This is a genomic window from Paraburkholderia sp. BR14312, from assembly GCF_040948675.1.
GTDB lineage: Bacteria > Pseudomonadota > Gammaproteobacteria > Burkholderiales > Burkholderiaceae > Paraburkholderia > Paraburkholderia nodosa_A.
This window is the reverse complement of record NZ_JBFPKI010000005.1, coordinates 106,105-125,450: the sequence shown is the minus strand read 5'-3', so window position 1 is coordinate 125,450 and position 19,346 is coordinate 106,105. Positions and strand designations below refer to the sequence as shown.

General features: G+C 63.1%; 19 protein-coding genes. 9 read left to right on the top strand and 10 right to left on the bottom strand.

The window, feature by feature from the left end:
* Positions 1-16 precede the first annotated feature (16 nt).
* The 4 genes from AB3X98_RS15490 to AB3X98_RS15475 all read right to left on the bottom strand — a co-directional run bounded on the left by AB3X98_RS15490 (position 17) and on the right by AB3X98_RS15475 (position 3,246).
* A complete protein-coding gene (locus AB3X98_RS15490) occupies positions 17-796 on the bottom strand; it encodes an SDR family NAD(P)-dependent oxidoreductase (protein WP_368602295.1) in 780 nt (259 codons plus the stop codon).
* Between the two features lie 5 nt (positions 797-801).
* Complete coding sequence (locus AB3X98_RS15485) at positions 802-1,122, bottom strand: 2Fe-2S iron-sulfur cluster-binding protein (RefSeq protein ID WP_069268796.1); 321 nt, start codon at positions 1,120-1,122, stop codon at positions 802-804.
* Positions 1,123-1,143: 21 nt separating this feature from the next.
* Positions 1,144-2,406 carry an NAD(P)/FAD-dependent oxidoreductase gene (locus tag AB3X98_RS15480; RefSeq protein ID WP_368602296.1) on the bottom strand — a complete coding sequence of 421 codons (1,263 nt, stop codon included), beginning with the start codon at positions 2,404-2,406 and terminating at the stop codon, positions 1,144-1,146.
* A gap of 111 nt (positions 2,407-2,517) precedes the next feature.
* Positions 2,518-3,246: a TetR/AcrR family transcriptional regulator gene (locus AB3X98_RS15475; protein WP_368602297.1), complete on the bottom strand. Its 729-nt coding sequence runs from the start codon at positions 3,244-3,246 to the stop codon at positions 2,518-2,520.
* Positions 3,247-3,410: 164 nt separating this feature from the next.
* Between AB3X98_RS15475 and AB3X98_RS15470 the strand changes: the two genes are divergently transcribed.
* The 6 genes from AB3X98_RS15470 to AB3X98_RS15445 all read left to right on the top strand — a co-directional run bounded on the left by AB3X98_RS15470 (position 3,411) and on the right by AB3X98_RS15445 (position 10,103).
* Complete coding sequence (locus tag AB3X98_RS15470) at positions 3,411-4,655, top strand: cytochrome P450 (protein WP_368602346.1); 1,245 nt, start codon at positions 3,411-3,413, stop codon at positions 4,653-4,655.
* Between the two features lie 114 nt (positions 4,656-4,769).
* Positions 4,770-6,371, top strand: coding sequence for a GMC family oxidoreductase (locus AB3X98_RS15465; RefSeq protein WP_368602298.1), 1,602 nt, complete (start codon positions 4,770-4,772; stop codon positions 6,369-6,371).
* Entirely contained in the window at positions 6,368-7,138 is a 771-nt protein-coding gene (locus AB3X98_RS15460) for an enoyl-CoA hydratase/isomerase family protein (RefSeq protein WP_368602299.1), read from the top strand. Before AB3X98_RS15465 ends, AB3X98_RS15460 begins: the two co-directional genes overlap by 4 nt.
* Positions 7,139-7,187: 49 nt before the next feature.
* The gene (locus AB3X98_RS15455; RefSeq protein ID WP_368602300.1) at positions 7,188-8,342 is read left to right on the top strand and encodes a serine hydrolase domain-containing protein; all 1,155 of its coding nucleotides are present in this window, start codon (positions 7,188-7,190) and stop codon (positions 8,340-8,342) included.
* A gap of 8 nt (positions 8,343-8,350) precedes the next feature.
* Entirely contained in the window at positions 8,351-9,208 is an 858-nt protein-coding gene (locus AB3X98_RS15450; RefSeq protein WP_368602301.1) for a MaoC family dehydratase N-terminal domain-containing protein, read from the top strand.
* A gap of 64 nt (positions 9,209-9,272) precedes the next feature.
* Positions 9,273-10,103, top strand: coding sequence for a CoA ester lyase (locus AB3X98_RS15445; protein WP_368602302.1), 831 nt, complete (start codon positions 9,273-9,275; stop codon positions 10,101-10,103).
* Between the two features lie 63 nt (positions 10,104-10,166).
* On the opposite strand, the gene AB3X98_RS15440 is transcribed toward AB3X98_RS15445, so the two are convergent.
* The gene (locus AB3X98_RS15440; protein ID WP_069268787.1) at positions 10,167-11,072 is read right to left on the bottom strand and encodes an SDR family NAD(P)-dependent oxidoreductase; all 906 of its coding nucleotides are present in this window, start codon (positions 11,070-11,072) and stop codon (positions 10,167-10,169) included.
* A gap of 154 nt (positions 11,073-11,226) precedes the next feature.
* Between AB3X98_RS15440 and AB3X98_RS15435 the strand changes: the two genes are divergently transcribed.
* Complete coding sequence (locus AB3X98_RS15435; protein ID WP_368602303.1) at positions 11,227-12,429, top strand: cytochrome P450; 1,203 nt, start codon at positions 11,227-11,229, stop codon at positions 12,427-12,429.
* Between the two features lie 32 nt (positions 12,430-12,461).
* Positions 12,462-12,632, top strand: coding sequence for a rubredoxin (locus tag AB3X98_RS15430; RefSeq protein ID WP_069268785.1), 171 nt, complete (start codon positions 12,462-12,464; stop codon positions 12,630-12,632).
* A 43-nt stretch (positions 12,633-12,675) separates the two neighbouring features.
* On the opposite strand, the gene AB3X98_RS15425 is transcribed toward AB3X98_RS15430, so the two are convergent.
* The 5 genes from AB3X98_RS15425 to AB3X98_RS15405 all read right to left on the bottom strand — a co-directional run bounded on the left by AB3X98_RS15425 (position 12,676) and on the right by AB3X98_RS15405 (position 18,290).
* Positions 12,676-13,872, bottom strand: a complete 1,197-nt coding sequence (locus AB3X98_RS15425; RefSeq protein ID WP_368602304.1) for an acetyl-CoA C-acetyltransferase — start codon at positions 13,870-13,872, stop codon at positions 12,676-12,678.
* Between the two features lie 50 nt (positions 13,873-13,922).
* The gene (locus tag AB3X98_RS15420; RefSeq protein ID WP_368602305.1) at positions 13,923-15,215 is read right to left on the bottom strand and encodes an acetyl-CoA hydrolase/transferase family protein; all 1,293 of its coding nucleotides are present in this window, start codon (positions 15,213-15,215) and stop codon (positions 13,923-13,925) included.
* Between the two features lie 13 nt (positions 15,216-15,228).
* Positions 15,229-16,425: a CaiB/BaiF CoA transferase family protein gene (locus AB3X98_RS15415; protein ID WP_368602306.1), complete on the bottom strand. Its 1,197-nt coding sequence runs from the start codon at positions 16,423-16,425 to the stop codon at positions 15,229-15,231.
* The gene (locus AB3X98_RS15410; RefSeq protein WP_368602307.1) at positions 16,422-17,408 is read right to left on the bottom strand and encodes an NAD(P)H-dependent flavin oxidoreductase; all 987 of its coding nucleotides are present in this window, start codon (positions 17,406-17,408) and stop codon (positions 16,422-16,424) included. The genes AB3X98_RS15415 and AB3X98_RS15410 overlap by 4 nt, the downstream gene beginning before the upstream one ends.
* A 105-nt stretch (positions 17,409-17,513) precedes the next feature.
* Entirely contained in the window at positions 17,514-18,290 is a 777-nt protein-coding gene (locus AB3X98_RS15405) for an enoyl-CoA hydratase (protein WP_069268780.1), read from the bottom strand.
* A 220-nt stretch (positions 18,291-18,510) separates the two neighbouring features.
* On the opposite strand from AB3X98_RS15405, the gene AB3X98_RS15400 reads away from it, so the two are divergent.
* The gene (locus AB3X98_RS15400) at positions 18,511-19,305 is read left to right on the top strand and encodes a crotonase/enoyl-CoA hydratase family protein (RefSeq protein WP_069268779.1); all 795 of its coding nucleotides are present in this window, start codon (positions 18,511-18,513) and stop codon (positions 19,303-19,305) included.
* The last annotated feature ends 41 nt before the right edge of the window (positions 19,306-19,346 follow it).

The following is a 19,346-nucleotide window of genomic DNA, read 5'->3' as shown; positions in this document are numbered from 1 at the left end:
CGCGTGGGCGAGTGCATCAAAGCGCCGCTTCCCCGCGCAGGAGCACGTCCGCGCCACCGTCCGCGAAGGGTACCTGGCCCACCATGTAGGCGTTGGCCGGACCGGCGAGGAACGCAAGGAGCGGAACGATCTGCTCCGCGCTCGCATAGTCCCGCACGGCGGTGGGTACACCCGCTGCAAGCGCCTCGCGGCCCTCGGCGGTTTCCAGCAGCGGCGCGACCATCGGCGTTTTCACAATGCCCGGCGCGATGCCGTTCAGCAGCACCCCTTGGTCGGCCCAGCCAGGCAGCACGGCCGTGCGCCGTATCCATTGAGTCAGCGCGCGTTTGGACGACGCATAGCATTGCGCGCCGATTTTCGCGGCCTGTTCCCGCGCGGCGGTTTCGTCGCCGTGGAGGCATAACTCGACGAGCCGCGTATCGACGGGATGAAGCGAGGCCAGTGAAGAGATCACCACAACGCGGGGCTGCTTTCCACGCTGCAGGAGCGGCAACAGGCGCGGCAGCAGGTCCGCAACGCCGAAGTAGTTGACCGACACGAGCGTATCGCCGGCCACGGGGGGAGATGCGCCGGCGCACGCGACCACCGCGTCGATCGATGGCGCAATCTCCTGCACGCGCGCGACGAGCGCTGCACGTTCCGCCGGGTCGGAGAGGTCCGAACACACTTCGGCGTTGTTCAGATCGACGCCAATCACCCGTTCGCCGAGTGCGGACAAATGCCGGGCGAGGGCCGCGCCCATGCCGGAAGCCGCGCCGGTGATTAGCGTCGTGCGTGGGGGGGCAGTCGTGGTCATGACGCTCAAGCCGCCGAGCCGGGCAGACGCACCACCAGGCCGTCCAGTTCCGGTGTCATGAAGATCTGGCACGTCAGACGGCTGTTTTCGCGCACGTCCATCGCGCAGGTGAGCATGTCGACTTCGTAGGACTCGGCCGCTGGCATGTGGCCGCGCCAGGCTTCATCGACGTAGGCGTGACAGGTCGCGCAACTGCAACTGCCGCCACAATCTCCGAGAATGCCCGGGACCTGGTTGTTCACGGCAGTTTGCATGACCGAGTCGCCAACGTTGGCGCTTACACTGGCTTCGCTGCCGTCCGGCTGGATGAATCGAATGAGCGGCATGGCTTCTGGACCTCGGAAAATTTAGTTGGACTGGGGAAGCAGATTTTTCAACGGGATCGACTCGTCGGCGAGATCGGCCGCACGAACCGGAGTTTTCTCGGCAACGAACCGCTTTGCCAGCATGAAATCGGGCGCGCGGCTCACCGTGTCGGCTGCGAGCATCACGCCGTCCTTGAGATAAAACGCCGAAAACGAGCGGCTCTCGGGACTGCCGCGCAAGACGAGTTCGTCGTAGTCCTGGGACAGCCCGACCATCTTGAGCTTCAGATCGTACTGATCGGACCAGAACCACGGCACGCTGTTATAGACGCGCTCCTTGCCGCACAGCGACGCCGCGGCGGTGCGGGCCTGCTCGAGTGCGTTCGGCACCGACTCCAGGCGCAGCCGCCGGCCGAGCGCGGGATTGGGATGATTGGTGCAATCGCCGACCGCGAAAATATTCGGATCGGAGGTGCGCGTATGCTCGTCCACCACAATGCCGTTGTCGACGGCGAGACCCGCGGCCTGCGCGAGTTCGGTGGCGGGCTCCAGTCCCACGCCGACGATGACGAGATCCGCCGCGACACGCGTGCCGTCCGCGCAGCAGATTGCGGCGACGGCGTCGCGGGACGCGTCGAGTTCGAATCCGCTCACGATCGCTTTCGTGCGGATGTCGACCCCGGCCTCGCGGTGCACTTTCTCGTAGAACGCGGAAAGCTCGGGCGCGGTGACGCGCGCGAGCACACGCGGCAATGCCTCGAGCACGGTGACGTGCAAGCCGCGCTTCACGGCCACGGCAGCCACTTCGAGGCCGACATATCCGCCGCCGATGATCACGAGGCGCGAGCCCGCATGAAACTGGTTACGAATGCGCGCGACGTGATCGAGCGTGCGAAGGTAGTGAAAGTTCTGCAGCTTCTCGATGGCTTCGATACCCGGCAACGCGAGTCGCCGCGCGCGGCCGCCGGTGGCCAGAACGAGCTTCGCGTAGCTGATCTCGCTGCCATCGGAGAGTGTGACCCGTTTCGCCTCACGGTCGATGCGCTCCGCGCGCGTATTCGGAATGAACTCGACGCGTGCCTTGTCGTAAGTCGAAAGCGGTTTCAGGTAGAGCTGCTCGGCGGTCGATTCGCCCGACAGGAATGCTTTCGAAAGCGGTGGCCGCTGGTACGGCAAATGCGGTTCTTCTCCCACCATCACGATGCGTCCCGTCCAACCCTGTTCGCGGATCGCGGTCGCGCATTCTCCCGCAGCGTGACCCGCTCCAACGATCAGCGCGGTGTTTTCTGCGTCTACAGCTGTCATAAGGCGAACTCCGTCTCGCACGGCCGCGCTCGCTGCGGCCTCAGTAATTTTGAATATTGTTCTAAATTGTGAACGACGGTCGCCGCGGCTGTCAATGCTCATCAACCCCGCTCACGCACCCCGTTGGTCCCGCGCGGAGTCGACCATCGCCTCGATGCCGCCAACCGCAAAGCGGATCAAATAGGTGCGCATGCGCTCGATATGTGGTGACGTCAGTGCGCGCGTTCCGGATCGGGCTTCTTTCGCGTACAGCTCGTTGAGCACCAGGTGAAACACGGACTCGACGAAATGCTGCACGAGTTCGACGGTTTCCCGCGTCGTGCCGGGCAGTGCCTTCGCGAAGGCGTCGCGGTAGCGCGCCGCGGCCGGCGCGTATTGGTCGTAGAACGGCGCCGTGAGGTCGGGGCGCTCCAGCAGGCAGCCGATCTGGGTCAGCAGGCGCAGGTAGTTTCGCCACCCCGGGTCGCCGCTTTTCAGATGCGCGAAGGCCGGCGCGGAAAGCGCGGTCACGATGGCTTCCACATCGGGGCGCTCGCCATGTTGCGGCGCGAGCGCCGCTTCCAGCGATCCGATCACCTGCTGGCTGATCACGGTTGCGCGGCGGCCTATCGCCTGCTGGAACAGGGCGTCCTTGCTGCCGAAGTGGTAGCGCGCGAGGCTCAGCTCCATGCCGCAGCTCTGCATGATGTCGCGAATCGATGTACCAAAGTAACCATGCATCGCGAACAGCCTTTCGGCCGTATCGAGAATGCGCTCGGGCGTTGTGCTGCGAGCCGAAGCGCGCGGCTCCCTGTTATCGACTGCCGGGCTGTTTGCGGCCTGGGTATTGCTCGACGACATAGTTTCCCTTTCATTACAGGCGCAAACCGGTCAAGCGCCGGAGGCCCTTCAACCGAATAATAAAACGTTCTTGCACAATCGTGCAAAATCGAACATAGTTCAAATATAGGTACAAACGGCAAGGCCGTGCACCTGCAATCGAACGACTAATGGAGACTGGAACCATGGCTGGCGCGCTGCGACTTGAAGACTTCGACGATCCGACGTTCAACCCCTTTTTCGAGGATTCGCTCGCTTACGGAGCCGATGCCAACCCGTATCCGCGCATTGCCGAGCTGCGCGAAAAAGGCATGGTTCAGGAAGGGGACTATCGTGTGCTGATGGGCGGTGCCGCGGACCTGACGATGTCCGATGTCGCGCACTACTGCGTATTCGGATACGACGAGGTATCGCAGGTGCTGGGTGATCCGGCGACGTTCTCGAACAAGTCTTACGAGCGCAATATCGGCATCAGCTTCGGACGCAGCATTTCGACGATGGATGCGCCAGAGCACCCGCGCTACCGCCGCATTTTCCAGAAAGCGTTCTTGCCGCACACGGTGGCGGCATGGGGCGACACATTGGTCGATCCTGTGGTAAACGAACTGATGTCGAAGTTCGTGGATCGCGGGCATGCGGATCTCGTCAACGAGTTCACGCTTCACTATCCGTTCAATATCATCTACCGCCAGCTCGCATTGCCGCCGGAGGACGTGAAGATCTTCCACAAGCTGGCGATCGCGCAAACGCTGGTTTCGATTGACGTGGCGCACGGCGTGGAGGCATCGACGAAGCTGGGCGCATATTTCGCGCAACTCGTCGAGGCGCGCCGCAGCAATCCAGGCGACGATCTCGTCAGCGCGCTCGCCACCGCGGAAGTCGATGGCGAATTGCTGCCGGACGAGGTCGTCATTTCGTTCCTGCGCCAACTCGTGAATGCGGGCGGCGACACCACTTATCGCGCAACCAGCGTGCTGCTGCTCGCACTGCTGCGCGATCCGGCACAGCTCGAAGCGGTGCGCCAGGATCGTACGCTGGTCGCCCAGGCGATCGAAGAGGCCCTGCGCTGGGACGGTCCGGTGTTGATGCAGTCGCGCATGGCGACGCGTGACGTCACGCTCGGTGGCGTCGAGATTCCCGCGGGCGCATTTCTGGACGTGCTGGCGGGCAGCGCCAATCGCGATCCCAACCGCTTCCCCGATCCGGACAAGTTCGACATCTATCGCAAACCGGCTCACCGCCATTTCGCGTTTGCGTATGGACCGCACGTGTGCATTGGTCAACATCTCGCGCGTGTGGAGATGACGCGCGCGCTCAACGCGATCCTCGACCGACTGCCCAATCTTCGTCTCGATCCGGCCGCGCAGGCACCGCAGATCAACGGCATCATGATGCGCGTTCCGCATTCGATTCCCGTCGTCTTCGGCTAATCAGAACAAAGCCGGCCTCATGGGCTTTTTACGAGGCCGACCGACAAGACAGGTGCCGCTGGCCAGCTCGCATATTGAGTTGCCCGGCGCGCACCGACGGTGGAGAACGCATTGATGACGGAGTTTGACTATGTCGTGGTTGGCGCGGGCGCCGCAGGTTGCGTGCTCGCCAACCGTCTTTCGCAAAGCGGGCGCCATACGGTGCTGCTCATTGAAGCAGGGCCCGAGGACCGCAGTCCCTTGATCCGGATGCCAAAGGGATTCGGAAAGCTGCTGGGCGATCCGGCTCACGCCTGGTTCATCCCCGTGCAGCCCGACGACGGCAACGGGCACCGCAATGAAATCTGGCTGCGCGGCAAGATGCTCGGAGGTTCGAGCAGCATCAACGGCATGGTGTACATGCGCGGACATCCCGAGGACTACGACGGATGGAGCGAACTGGGCGTGGAGGGCTGGAGCTGGCAAAACCTGGCGCCGTGCTTCAGGCAGATCGAAGATCACGCGCTGGGCGCCGACGAACTGCGGGGATCGGGCGGCCCACTGAAAGTCTCGCCGTATGCGCAGCGCAACCGCATTGGCGACGCTGTTCTCGAGGCGTGCCGGTCGCTTGGCATTCGGCGCGTGGAGGATATCAACCGGCTCGATCACGAGGGCGTCGCTTATCTGATCTACACGATACGCAACGGGCGGCGCCAAAGCTCGGCCGAAGCGTTTCTGAAGCCCGTTCGTTCGCGCAAGAATCTCACGGTCGTTACTGCGACGCAGGCTGTGCGAATCGTTTTTGACGGCACGCGCGCAACAGGCGTGCAATGCGAAAGCGCGGGGCAGCAGATCGTCTATCGTGCACGCCGCGAACTGATTCTGTCGGCCGGAGCGATCGAGTCGCCGCGGCTTTTGCAGTTGTCGGGCATTGGCGATCCCGGTCATCTGCAGTCGCTTGGCATCCCGATCGTGGCAGCGATCCCGGGTGTCGGGCTGAACATGCGCGAGCACTATCTGTATATGGTGCAGGTGCGTTTGCGGCATTGGCGCGACTCGCAGAACCGGCAGTTCAGCGGCCTGCGCTTGTGGCGCAACGCGATGCAGTATTTCCTGTTCCGCCGTGGCGTGATGTCGCTCGGCTCGTATCAGGTGGGCGGCTTCGTCAAGACTGCTCCCGACGCGAAGCGCCCCGACGTTCAACTGATGATGGCGCCGTACTCGATGGATTTCGGCGCGGCCGGCTATGCGTTCGAGAGGTTCCCTGGCATGCAGCTCTTCAGCTATCCACTGCGTCCGCGCAGTGAAGGACATGTGAGAATTCAGTCGGCGGACCCCCATGTGCCGCCCGAGGTCGTTGCGAACTACCTTGCCGATTCGTACGACCAGCGGATGGCCGTCAGCGCATTCCGGCTCATGCGCAACGTGCTGGCCGCCGAGCCGCTAGCCAGCCTGCTGGAAGGAGAAACGCGTCCAGGTTCCGCTGTTCAGACCGACGCCGAGATCCTCGACCTCTACCGGCGCGAGGGGCAGTCCGGCTATCACGCTTGCGGCACCTGCAAGATGGGCTCCGGTCCGCTTGCCGTGCTCGATTCGCGCTTGCGGGTGCGGGGCGTTGAAGGCCTGCGCGTGATGGATCTTTCCGTGACGCCCACGATGATCTCCGGCAACACCAATGGCCCCATGATGGCGATGGCATGGCGTGCCGCCGGCCTGATCCTCGAGGATGCGCGATGAGCCACCTCGAGGACTACGGCAGGCGCTTTGCGAACATCGAATTCGAGCGGCGCGATGGCGTACTACAGGTACGCCTGCACACGAACGGCGGCCCGCTCAAGTGGGGCGCACTCGACGGCAGCATTCACAGTCAGCTGGGCGAGGCGTTCTATCAGATTGCACGCGACCTCGAAAATCGCGTAGTGATCCTGACGGGCACCGGCGATGCGTTCTGTGACGCCATGAACTACGCCGAGCTGCCGGCGGAACCGCTTGCGCAAATCTGGCCGCGCCTTCAGCGCGAGGGGCAGGACTTGCTCATGGAACTGCTGGACATTCCGGTTCCCGTTATCGGCGCGATCAACGGCCCGGCGCTCATTCACGCCGAGTTGCTCGTGCTGTCCGATATCGTGCTCGCGTCCAGTCACGCTGAAATCTCGGATCAGGCGCACTTCGTTCACGGCGTCGTGCCGGCGGATGGTGTGCAGATCGTCTGGCCGATGTTGGTCGGCCATAACCGCGCACGCCACTTTCTGCTCACCGGCGAGCGCATGACGGCGCAACGCGCGTGGGAGCTTGGCGTGGTCGGCGAAGTCGTGACGCAGGAAGCGCTGCTCGATCGCGCCTGGGAGATCGCCCGCAGCCTCGCGGCGAAGCCGATCGAAACCCTGCGCTATACCCGCGCGGTCTTTGCTCAGCCGTTCAAGCGGCGCATGGCCGACGAACTGGGCTACGGACTCGCGCTCGAAGGGCTCGCCGGTATTGCCGCGCAGTCTGGCAAGACCTAGCCGTCAAAGCGACATGTTCACGAATGGGAGACACGATATGGACCTGGCAGTGCATACATTAACCGAGCGAAACGCGATCGTTCAAAAGGCGCTCGACCGTGCGACGCGGGAGGGTGGCGAGATCGGCGTGCAGGTGGCGGCCTATCTCAATGGCAAACTCGTGATCGACGCATGGAGCGGCGTGGCCGATCCGGCCACCGGCCGCCTCGTTGACGGCGATACGCTCTTCAACGTCTATTCGGTGACGAAGGCAGTCGCGGCAACCGCGCTACACATTCTGGCGGACCGCGGGCTCATCGAATACGACGCGCCGGTCGCGCGCTATTGGCCGGAGTACGGTGCGCACGGGAAAGACAAGACGACGGTACGCGATGTGCTGACTCACCGCGCCTGCGTGCCGCAGATGCCGGACGGCGTGACGCCGGAACTGATGTGCGATTGGCAATGGATGACGCGCGCCATCGCGAACCTGGAGCCGCTCGCCGAGCCGGGCACGAAGACGCTTTATCTTTCGATGACCTTCGGCTGGATCGTTGGGGAACTGGTCCGACGCGCCGACCCGAAGAAGCGCTCGCTGGGCCGCTTCGTTCAGGAGGAGATTGCGAAGCCGCTCGGTATACACGATCTCTGGATTGGCATTCCTGATGAAGTCGAGCCACGCATTGCTCGTCTTACCGATGCAATGGTGCCGGTTCCCGCGGAATACCTGCCGCCGCTGTTCTTGCGCTCGATGCCGCAGCAGGTCGCACTGACGCCGCATGTGTTCGAGCGCCCGGACGTACGGCGCGCCGAGGTGGCGGGCGTGGGCGGGATCTTCAATGCGCGTAGTGAAGCGCGTTTCTGGGCGATGCTTGCGTGCGGTGGTGAGCTGGACGGCGTGAGGATCCTTTCGAAGGAACGCGTGGCCACGCTGAATACGCCTCGCGCCAACAGCGAAGAGCCGGACCCCGTGATGTTCGGCTTTCCGATTCCGATCACGATCGGCGGCTTCTGGTTCGGCGGCAATCATCCGCCGGTGACGGCGGCGCGTTCGCCGCGCGCATTGTGTCATCCGGGGCAGGGCAATTCGATCGGCTGGGCGGACCCGGACACGGGACTCGCGGTGGCAATCTGCCACAACAAGCTGTTCAATCCGACCACGCCGGAAGAAGATCCACTGCTCCCGATTGCTGTTGCGATTCGTGAAGCACTCGATCTGGAGTGATCACCGCAATGGTCATGGATATCACGTATTTGCAGCAATGGACCGGACGCACCGAGGAAGTGCGGGACCAGGTCACTCTCACGCCGATGGCGGCGCTCGGCGCCATGCTCGACCGCGACGACCCGCCAGCAGCGGCGGGCGATGACTTGCCGCCGTTGTGGCACTGGCTTTATTTTCTGCCGGTTCATCGTCAGTCGATGGTCGGGTCGGACGGTCATCCAAAGCGTGGAGGTTTCCTGCCGCCTGTCGACTTGCCGCGGCGTATGTGGGCGGGCAGTCAACTCGAGTTTCTGCGGCCGCTGAAGGCGGGCAGCGCGATTACGCGTCTTTCGCGCATCGAAAGCGTTGCGCACAAGCAGGGACGCACCGGCGACCTGGTGTTCGTCAACGTCAAGCACGAGGTCAGCGACGTTGCCGGACTCGCGATCGTCGAACGCCAGGATATCGTTTATCGCGATCATCCGGCTGGGAGTGAAAAGCCGGCTGCGCCACAGGCCGCGCCCGCGAGCGCTCAGTGGGCACGCGAGGTCGTTCCCGACCCCGTGTTGCTGTTTCGCTATTCGGCGCTCACCTTGAATGGTCATCGTATTCACTACGATCGGCCATACGCGACCGGCGAAGAGGGATATGAGGGGCTCGTCGTGCACGGCCCTCTGCTCGCCACGCTACTTATGGACTCGCTGAGATCGGAGCTGCCGGGCGCGCGCGTACGATCGTTTTCGTTCCGCGCGATCAAGCCGGTGGTGGACACGTCACCTTTCTACGTCTGCGGGAAGCGGGACGAATCGGACCCCGGCAAGGTGATGTTGTGGATTTCGGGTAGCGATGGGTCGTTGCGCATGGAAGCATCGGCCGAGCTCGCCTGATGTGTTGAATCCGGTCCGCCAACGTGTTTTAACTTCCGCGGCCCGGTCTCTGAACTGGAGTTTTATGCGTTCGTTTCTTTTTGTGCCTGGGAGCAAACCCGAGCGATTCGCCAAGGCGCTCGCGGCAGGCGCCGATGCAGTGATCGTGGACCTCGAAGACGCCGTCGCTGACGCGGATAAGGCGTCAGCACGCGCACATGTTGCCGATGCCGCGCGAACATTTGTGGCTGCGCCTGTTCGCGTGCTGCTGCGCATCAACGGCGCAGGCACTCAGTGGTTCGAGGATGACCTCTCGCTTGCAGCGCTCGACGGTATCGATGGCATCGTGCTGCCCAAGGTGGAGAATTCGGCAGCGCTGTCCGCTGTCGCCACGGCAACGCAGAAGCCGATATGGCCGATCATCGAATCCGCCGGGGGCGTCTGGAACGCGTTGGAAGTGGCGCGCATGCCCGGTGTCGAGCGGCTCATTTTCGGCTCGGTGGACTTCGAACTCGATCTCGATTGCGATGGTTCATGGGACGCGTTGCTGCACGCGCGTTCGCGCATCGTGCTGGCCTCGCGTGTAGCCGGAATTCAGTCTCCGGTGGACGGCGTAACCGTGGCGATCGATGACGAACGGCAACTTGCGGAGGACTCGTCGAAGGCAAGATCGCTGGGTTTCGGCGGCAAGCTGTGCATTCATCCACGCCAGGTTGAAGCGGTCAATGCCGCGTTCAGCCCGAGCGCAGATGAAATTGCCAAGGCGCGGCGAATCGTCGAGGCGTACGAGCGCGCTGAAGGCGGGGCAGTGTCCATGGATGGACGGATGGTGGACTTGCCGGTCTTGCTCAAGGCAAGACGCATAGTCGGTTTGTCCGAAAAGACCGAAAGCGTGCGCGGTTCGGCAGAAGCGTAAGGAGAACTGCGGGGCGCCCGCGCCGCCACCGCATGATGTGGCGCGGGCATGGTCCGATTGAATTTACACCGGATCCCACGGCGTCAGCGCCATGGAGGGCACGTTCGGGAAGAAGCTCGATTCGAACGCCGGCATGACCTGCTCGGCAATCGCTTCGGGCGTCCAGCCGCCGTCGCGATGCAGCGAGCGGATCATGCGGATCTGGTTGAAGAAGTAGATTTCGTTGGCGCGCACACCGAAGATCTGCCCCGAAACCTTGGTGGCCTGGTCGGAGGCAAGGTACACGGCGAGCGGCGCAATCTTGCGCGATTCCATGCGCTTGAGAATCTCGACGCGTGCCTTTTGCTCGGGCGTTTCCGAGGGAATCGAGGCAGTCATCGCAGTCCATGCCCACGGCGCGATGCAGTTAGAGCGCACGTTGAATTTGGCCATGTCGAGCGCGATCGACTTCGACAGACCGACGACACCCATCTTGGCGGCCGAGTAGTTGGCTTGCCCGATATTGCCGATCAGACCCGACGTGGAGGTCATATGAACGAAGCTGCCGCCGTTTTGGGCCTTGAAGTGCGGAGCCGCAGCACGCGCCACGAAAAACGACCCGTTCAGGTGGACGTCGACCACGGCCTTCCACTCGTCGAGGCTCATGTTGAAGAACATGCGGTCGCGCACGATGCCGGCGTTGTTGACCACACAGTCGATGCGGCCGAACGTGTCCAGCGCGGCCTGCACGATCTTCTGCGCCGAATCCCATTCGGCGACGCTGTCCATCGAGGCAACCGCTTGTCCGCCGGCCTCCTTGATTTCCGCGACAACGCGCTGTGCGGCGAATTCGCCGGTTTCGGCGTTACGACCGAGGTCGTTGACGACGACCTTGGCGCCGTTCGCCGCGAATTGCAGCGCGAAGTCGCGCCCGATGCCGGCACCCGCACCCGTTACCACTACCACCTTGTCCTTGACGAAATCGCTCACTCTTGTCTCCGTTCGATACAGGCGTTGATGTAGAAAAGCTCGCCTCGGTATAATAGCAAAACTGAACGACGTTGCATAATATGAACGCTGACCCATTGACGCGGAGTGTGGCGATTCATCCATTCGAAGACGACGAAATGAAAGGAGACGCAAGATGAATCATACGAAAGACTGGACCGTACCGGACCATGTTCCGCGGGAACTCGTGGTCGATTTCGACTATATGAACCCGCCTGGCGCGCAAGACGATGTTCATCTGGCATGGAAGTCGCTGCACGCGGGGCCCGACATCGTATGGTCCCCTTACTATGGCGGCCACTGGATCGCCACGCGAGGCGAAGATATCGAGGCGATGCAGAAGGACCATACGCGCTTCTCGCATCAAAGCGTCAACATTCCGCCGCTCAACGAGTCGCGGCTGGTGCCGCTCGAACTCGACCCGCCTGAGCACACTGCGTACCGCAACCTGATCACGCCCGCTTTTCTTCCGCAGGCAATCGCGTCGCTCGAGAGCGACGTGCGCAGCCTCGCAATCGAGTTGATCGAAAAGCTCGCTCCGCGAGGCGAATGCGAGTTCGTCTCGGAGTTTTCGAAGATCCTGCCGATCGTGATTTTCCTGCGTCTCGCAGACCTTCCGTTGAGCGATCGCGAGCAACTGCTCGAATGGGCGGAGTGGGCCGTACGCGGCAATCTCGACGAACGCATCGAATCCCAGCACCGTCTTGGCGGCTATATCGCCACCTGGGTGGAAAAGCGCAAGGCCCAGGCGGGTGGCGATCTGGTCAGCCTGATCGTCAACGCGCAGATCGATGGCAAGCCGATCAGCCCCGAGCGCATGTTCGGGATGTTTATCGTCGTGCTGTTCGGCGGTCTGGATACCGTCGCCTCGTTGATGGGTTTCATCGCGCGTTTCCTCGCCGAGAATCCGGCGCACCGGCGGCAGCTCATCGAGAATCCGGAACTGATGGTGTCGTCGGTCGACGAATTGATCCGGCGCTTTGGCGTGGCGAATACCGCGCGACTCATCACTCAGGACATGGAATACAAAGGCGTCCAGTTCAAAAAGGGTGACCAGATCCAGTTGCCGAACTCTCTGTTCGGCCTCGACGACCGCAAGTTCAGCAACCCGCTTGCCGTCGACCTCACGCGCAAGCCGGTGATGCACGCGGCTTTCGGCAACGGACCGCATCGCTGTCCGGGCTCGTTTCTCGCGCGCACGGAGATCAAGGTGTTCCTGCAGGAATGGCTCAAACGCATTCCCGATTTCCGCATTCGCGAGGGCGACAAGCCACGATGCGGTTCAGGCTCGGTCAACGGCATGCTTTATCTGCCGCTCGCCTGGGACGTAGCGCCCTGACACAACCCCACCTCAACGACTCATAGACGATCATGAAAAAGTGGCAATGCATTTTTTGCGGGTTTTACTACGACGAAGCAGTGGGACTTCCGGCGGAGGGCATCGCGCCCGGCACCCGCTGGGAAGACATCCCGGATGACTGGGCATGCCCCGAGTGCGGCGCGACCAGGGCCGACTTCGTGATGGTCGAGGTGGAGGCCTGAGGGCACGCGCACGGCACCAGGCCGTGCGCTGCGTCGCCCAGTGTCAAACGCGCTCGAAGACGGCGGCGATACCCTGGCCGCCGCCGATGCACATGGTCTCGAGCGCATAACGCCCCTTTCGACGCGTCAGTTCGTGCAGGAGCGTCGTCATGATCCGCACGCCCGTTGCGCCAATCGGGTGGCCGAGCGATATGCCGGAGCCGTTCACGTTGAGCCGGTCGGTATCGTGCCAGTTCCAGCCTTTGAGGACTGCCAGCACCTGGCATGCGAACGCTTCGTTCACTTCGACGAGATCCATCCGATCGAGCGAGAGGCCCGTGCGCGCCATGAGCTTCTGGACCGCAGGCACGGGTCCGATCCCCATACGCGAAGGCTCGCAGCCGGCGGCGGCCCAGCCGGTCAGCCAGGCGATGGGTTCGAGCCCGAGCGCTTCGAGACGGTCTTCCGCGACGACGAGGCAGGCGGCCGCGGCGTCATTCTGCTGGCTGGAATTGCCGGCGGTCACCGTGCCGCCCGGCATCAAAGCGCGAAGCTTGCCGAGACTTTCCATGCTGGCGTCCTCCCGGAATCCTTCGTCCCTGGAGAAAAGGAGCGGCTCGCCCTTCTTCTGGGGCACGCTGACCGCAACGACTTCCTCGGCCATGCGGCCCGACTCCCACGCCGCCGCCGCGCGCTGGTGGCTGCGTAACGCGAATTCGTCGGCGGCCTCGCGGCTGATGCCATAGTCGGTGGCGAGATTTTCCGCCGTCTCGATCATGCCGGAGATATAGCCGAAGCGAGATTCGGGCTGCGAGCGCTCGCGGCCGCGTGCGAGACGGTCGTGAAACTGAACGGAGCCCGAACGGGCGCCCCAGCGCATGTCCGTGCTGTAGTACTCGATGTTGCTCATGCTTTCCACGCCGCCGGCCAGCACCACGTCGGCGGCGCCAGTCTGCACCATCATCGCTGCGGTGGCGAGCGCCTGCAGGCCGCCGCCGCAGCGGCGGTCCAGTTGCATGCCCGGCACTTCGACGGGCAGGCCCGCCTGCAGCGCGATCCAGCGGCCCACGCAGGGCGTTTCGCTGCTCGCGTACGAATGTGCGAACACGACGTCGTCGATGCGAGCGGGATCGAGTCTCGCTCGCCGGATCGTTTCGTTCGCAACGAGTGCGCCGAGTTCTTCGACGGAGACACCGCGCAGGCTACCGCCAAAGGTGCCGACGGGCGTTCGTACGGGGGACACAATTGCTGCGCGTTTCATGGGACAGTTCCTTGCAGGGTTTCGAGTTTCTGATTCGGGCCCGATGGCAATCAGGCGACGAGCGTCGCACTTCCGGACCGATTGGAAGGCGGGGCGCCGGCCATCTGGTCGAGAGCGCCACGATGGTCCGGATGGGCAATCGCAAGCATGCGCTCGCGCCGTTGCCGCAGCGTCAGTCCGCGCAGATCGGCTACGCCATATTCCGTCACCACGATCCCGGCGTCGCTGCGCGGCGTGCTGACCGGCCCGGTCAACGACGCGACAATGCGGGTGGCGCCCTTGCCAGCCGTGGAGGGCAGTGCGATGACGGGAACGCCGCCACGAGAGCGTCGCGCGCCGCGCAGGAAGTCCAGCGCGCCGCCCACCGCGCCCACGTACACGCCCCCCGCAATCTCGGCGTTGATCTGTCCACTCAGATCGACCTCGACCGCGGAGTTGATGGCGACGAAGCGATCGATGCTCGCGAGCACATGCGGGTCGTGCGTGTAGCGGGTCGAACGAAACTCGATGGCGTCGTTGCGATGCGCGAACTCGTGAATGCGGCGGCCGCCCATCATCACGCCGGCGATGGTCTTGCCCATGTCGATGGATTTGCGCGCATTGTTGATCACGCCGGTTTGCATGAGGTCGGCGACTTTGTCTCCGATCGTGCCGGAATGAATGCCGAGGTTTCGACGATCGGAGAGGCACGCAAGGATCGCCTCTGGAATCGCGCCGAGACCGAGTTGAATCGTGGCGCCGTCTTCGATCAAACTTGCCGTGTACCGCGCGATCGCCAGATCCGTTGCGCTTGCTGCGCTGGGCGAACTTTCGGGTAGAGCGCGCGACGTCGGCAGGATGAAGTCGATCTCATCGTCGCGAAGGTAGCGCTCGCCGTATGTCCAGGGGGCCTGCTCATTCACCTCTGCGACGACGACTCGCGCGTGCTTCAGTGCCGGAATCAGATACTCGTGCGCAATGGAGAGGCTGTAGCGACCCAGTGAATCGGGCGGCGCCAGCTGCAGCAGCAAGACGTCGATGGGAAACTGGCCCGACTCCATCATCTGCGGAAACTGCGAGTAGTGGCACGGAAGAAAATCGAGTGCGCCAGCCTTGGCCAAAGCGCGGTTGGCGCCTGTGCCGCAGTACGAAACGAAATCGATGCAGTCAGCGTGCTCTGGCCGGCACGTGTCGAAACGACTAGCGCCCAGAAAAATTCGAAACGCGCCGATGCCGTGCCGTTGCTCTAGCAACTTTCTCGTGAGCGGGAGGGGCTCCGCGTTCGATTGACCCCACGCGACGGTATCTCCGGGACGAACGATGGATGCGAAGTCGACGGAGTCCGCCTCTAGCAGTAAAGGCATGATGTTGTTCGCGTCAGTGCGTAGTTTGAGTCATTGGCGCAACGGTATAGGTGTCGTCGTGCTGCCCACGCACGGCGCCCGACGCGATGACTTCCGCGATCCGCTCTTCGCTGTATCCGATGCTGCGCAGCACGTCTTCCGTATGCTGGCCAAGGCGCGCAACGGCGAGCGGCGGCGCTGCAGGCTCCATGCGGAAATGAATCGGGCTTGCAACGTGTTTGCGTCCGGACGGATCGCTTTGAATCATCGCGCGCTCATGCGCATGCGGATGGTCGAGCGCTTCGGCGAGCGAGAGCACCGGCGCGACGCTGATGTTTCGGCCCTCGAACCAGTCGAGCCATTCATCGAGAGTGCGGGTCAGGAAGGTACGCGTCAGGAATGCGCGCACCCGCGTCTGACCGTCGCCGGCCGGACCGATGGCGTCGCCGACCAGATCCGGGCGGCCGAGTGGCGTAAGCAGGTTAGTGGCAAAACTGCGCTCCCGGCCGCCGAGGCAGAGCCATTTCGAATCGGCGGTCTCATAGCTGCTGAGCAGTGCGAGACCGCTGTCGTCGTCTGGCGTTTCCTGAGATGAAACGTCCGGCGTGTTGAGCAAGCGGCCACTCAGATACGGCTGCGCCGTGAGCGCCGCATCGAAGAGCGAGACGTCGATATAGTCGCCGCGCCCGGTTTCCCGTGCGCGCAGGAGTGCCATCAACACAGCGGACAACGCCGTCAACGAACCGGCGAGCGCCGCGAGCGAGGGCCCCGTGGTAACGGGCATCCCGCGGCTATCGCGCGGCAGCGTGCCCGCGAGCGCTTGAATCACCGGATCATGGGCGGGCAGTTGAGAGAGCGGGCCATTCTGTCCAAATGCGGTCATCGCGCAATAAACGAGTCGCGGGTTCGTCCGGCTCACCGTGTCGTAGTCGATCCCAAGGCGGGCGGCCACTCCCGGCCGTGACGATTCGATCACCACGTCGGCCTCGTTCATCAGCTTGAGCGCCACCTCGCGTCCGTCGGGATGCTTCAGGTCGAGGGCGATGCTGCGCTTGCCGCGGTTGATTGCGGCGAAGAACGCGCCATCCGTGCCCGGTGCACCGCGTGTGGGGTCGCCGGTGACCGGTTCGATCTTGATGACCTGCGCCCCGTGTTCCGCGAGATTGGCGGCGAGGAACGGACCCGGCATGAACTGTGACAGGTCCACGACGCGAAGACCGGTGAGTTTCATGCGAGAGCGGCTCCGAAGCCGAGCTGGCGTTGCGCGATCGCGGCAGCCTCCTTCACGATGCGTTCGATCAGTTCCGCACAAGTCGGCAGGTCGTGGATGAGACCGGTCACGATCCCGGCGGGGAACGCGCCGCCTTCGACTTCTCCCGTGCCGAATGCGTCCATCCAACGCTTGGCTCCGGTCAGCGCGTAGAGGTCGGCATGCGTCACGTGCCCGCTGCGCTCGAGTTCGAGCGCGGCGAGGCTCACGCTATTCTTGATCACACGGCTTGAATCGCCGAGCGAGCGGCCGACCACCACCGTATCGCGCTCCGTCGCTTCCAGCAGACGTTGCTTGATCGCCGGGTGGACCTGCGATTCTTGCGTGAGCATGAAGCGCGTGCCCATATTGATGCCGTCCGCACCGAGCGCCAGAGCCGCCATCAGACCGCGCCCATCGGCGAAACCACCGGAGGCGAGAATCGGCACCTTCAGCTTGTCGGCGGCGGCGGGAATCAGGATCAGTCCCGGGATATCGTCTTCACCGGGGTGCCCCGCGCATTCGAACCCGTCGATGCTGATGGCGTCTGCGCCGAGCGATTCGGCCTTCACCGCGTGGCGGACCGTGACGCACTTGTGGACGACCTTGACGCCCTGCGCCTTGAATTCGGCGATGTATTTCGCGGGATTGCTACCTGCCGTTTCCACGACCTTGACACCCTGCGAAACGATGGTGCGCACATATGCGTCATAGTCGAGACCGGCATTCGCGCCGAGTACGGTCAGATTCACACCGAACGGCTTGTTCGTGAGCGAACGCACTTTGTCGATTTCACGCGCGAGCGCGTCGGCGCTTGCATGTGTATGCGCGGAGATGAACCCAAGACCGCCCGCGTTACCTACGGCCGCTGCCAGTTCGGCGCGCGCCACCCAGCGCATGCCGCCTTGAATGATGGGGTATTGGATGCCGAGTAATTCAGTAATGCGGTTGACGTAGGGTTTCATCACGTGCCTGTAGTCTGGGGAGGGAGTGTGGGTGCGAGGAGGGCGCTGGATGCGCGCGGCCTGGCGTGCTCGGTTAGCCACGGCAGAAGTGGCTTTTTCAGCGATTCAACAATCGCGGAACTGCGGCTTGCGTTTTTCGGCGAAGGCCGCCATGCCTTCCTTGCGGTCTTGGGTGGCGAAGGTCGAATAGGCCATGCGCCGCTCGAACAGGATGCCTTCGGCGAGGCTCGATTCGTAAGCACGGTTGACGCACTCTTTCGCCATCGCCACGACCGGTTGCGAGAATCGAGCGATTTCGTCGGCTGTTTTCAGCGCTTCGCCGACGAGCGTATCGACAGGAACGATACGGCTCACGAGCCCGCATCGTTCGGCTTCGACAGCGTCCATCTTGCGGCCGGTGAGAATCATCTCCATCGCCTTCGATTTGCCGAGCACCCGCGTGAGGCGCTGCGTGCCGCCGGCGCCGGGAATGGTTGCGAGCGTGATTTCGGGCAGGGCGAAACGCGCGTTGTCGGCGGCCAGAATGAAGTCGCACATCATGGCCAGCTCGCAGCCTCCGCCCAACGCGAGACCGGCGACGGCGGCGATGACCGGTTTACGGCAACGCGAGGTGCGCTCCCAGTTCGAAGTGATGAACTGATTCTTGTAGACGTCCATGTACGTCCATTCGCCCATCATCTTGATGTCGGCTCCGGCGGCGAATGCTTTTTCACTGCCGGTGAGCACGATCGCGCCGATGGCAGGATCGGCCTCGAGGCCGTCGAGTGCGGCCGTCAGCTCGTCCATCAACTGGTTGTTCAGCGCGTTATAGGCATGCGGACGGTTCAGCTTGATCAAGCCGGTCTTGCCGTGAATTTCGACGATGATCGTCTCGTAGGCCATGGTCTTTCCTTGCGGGAATCAGGGTGAACACTTAAGCCAGCATCGGTATCTGCCCGGCCTTGCTTGTATTGGCTGTGGCACCCCGTGCAGACTGCGTCAGGTCGTGCCGCGCGTTGCCAAATTTGTGAACGACGTTTATGATTCTGAATGTGTGACCCAGCTTTGTCAATTGAGCCAATGGTCAGATTCGCTAATGGAAAACACCGCGAGGAGACAGTGCATGACGACTCGTCACGAGGACGGACAGATTCGCGTTGAACAACGCGGGAACCTGCTTTTGATAGGCATCGACCGGCCGGAAAAGCGCAACGGCTTTACCCCGAAGATGTTCAGGGAACTGGCCGCCGCTTACACGCGGCTGGAGAACAGCAGCGATCTGTTCTGCGGTCTGGTCTATGCCGAAGGCGACCACTTTACGGCGGGGCTCGACATGCCGAAGATCGCGCCGCTGCGCCGTGAGGGCAAACCCTTGCTTCCGGAGGGCGAGGTCGATCCGTTCAATTTGCGCGCGCCGCTGCGCACCAAGCCGGTCGTCATCGCTCTCAAGGGAATCTGCTTTACGGTCGCGGTCGAATTGATGCTCGCATCGGAAGTGGCCGTGGCCGCCGATAACTGCCGTTTCTCCCAACTTGAAGTGAAGCGGGGGATCATGGCAGGTTGTGGTGCGACGTTCCGCATGGTCCAGCGTGCCGGCTGGGGCAACGCGATGAAGGTGCTGCTCACCGGCGACGAGTTCACTGCCGAGGAGGCGCGCCGCATGAACTTCGTTCAGGACGTCGTGCCGGCGGGCCAGGAATTCGACCGCGCGCTGGCTATCGCAGAGCGAATCGCCGCGCAGGCGCCGCTCGCCGTGCAGGCCACGATGCAGAACGCGCGTGTTTCACTGGGGCAAGGCTGGCAGGATGCCTACGCGACGATTCAGTCGACGCAGCAGTTTCTCTACAACACGGAAGATGCAAAGGAAGGCGTTCAGTCCTTCATCGAAAAACGTACGGCGAAGTTCGTCGGACGCTGATGCATGGCTTGCGGCGCGGCCGGTATGAATTCAAGGGGACA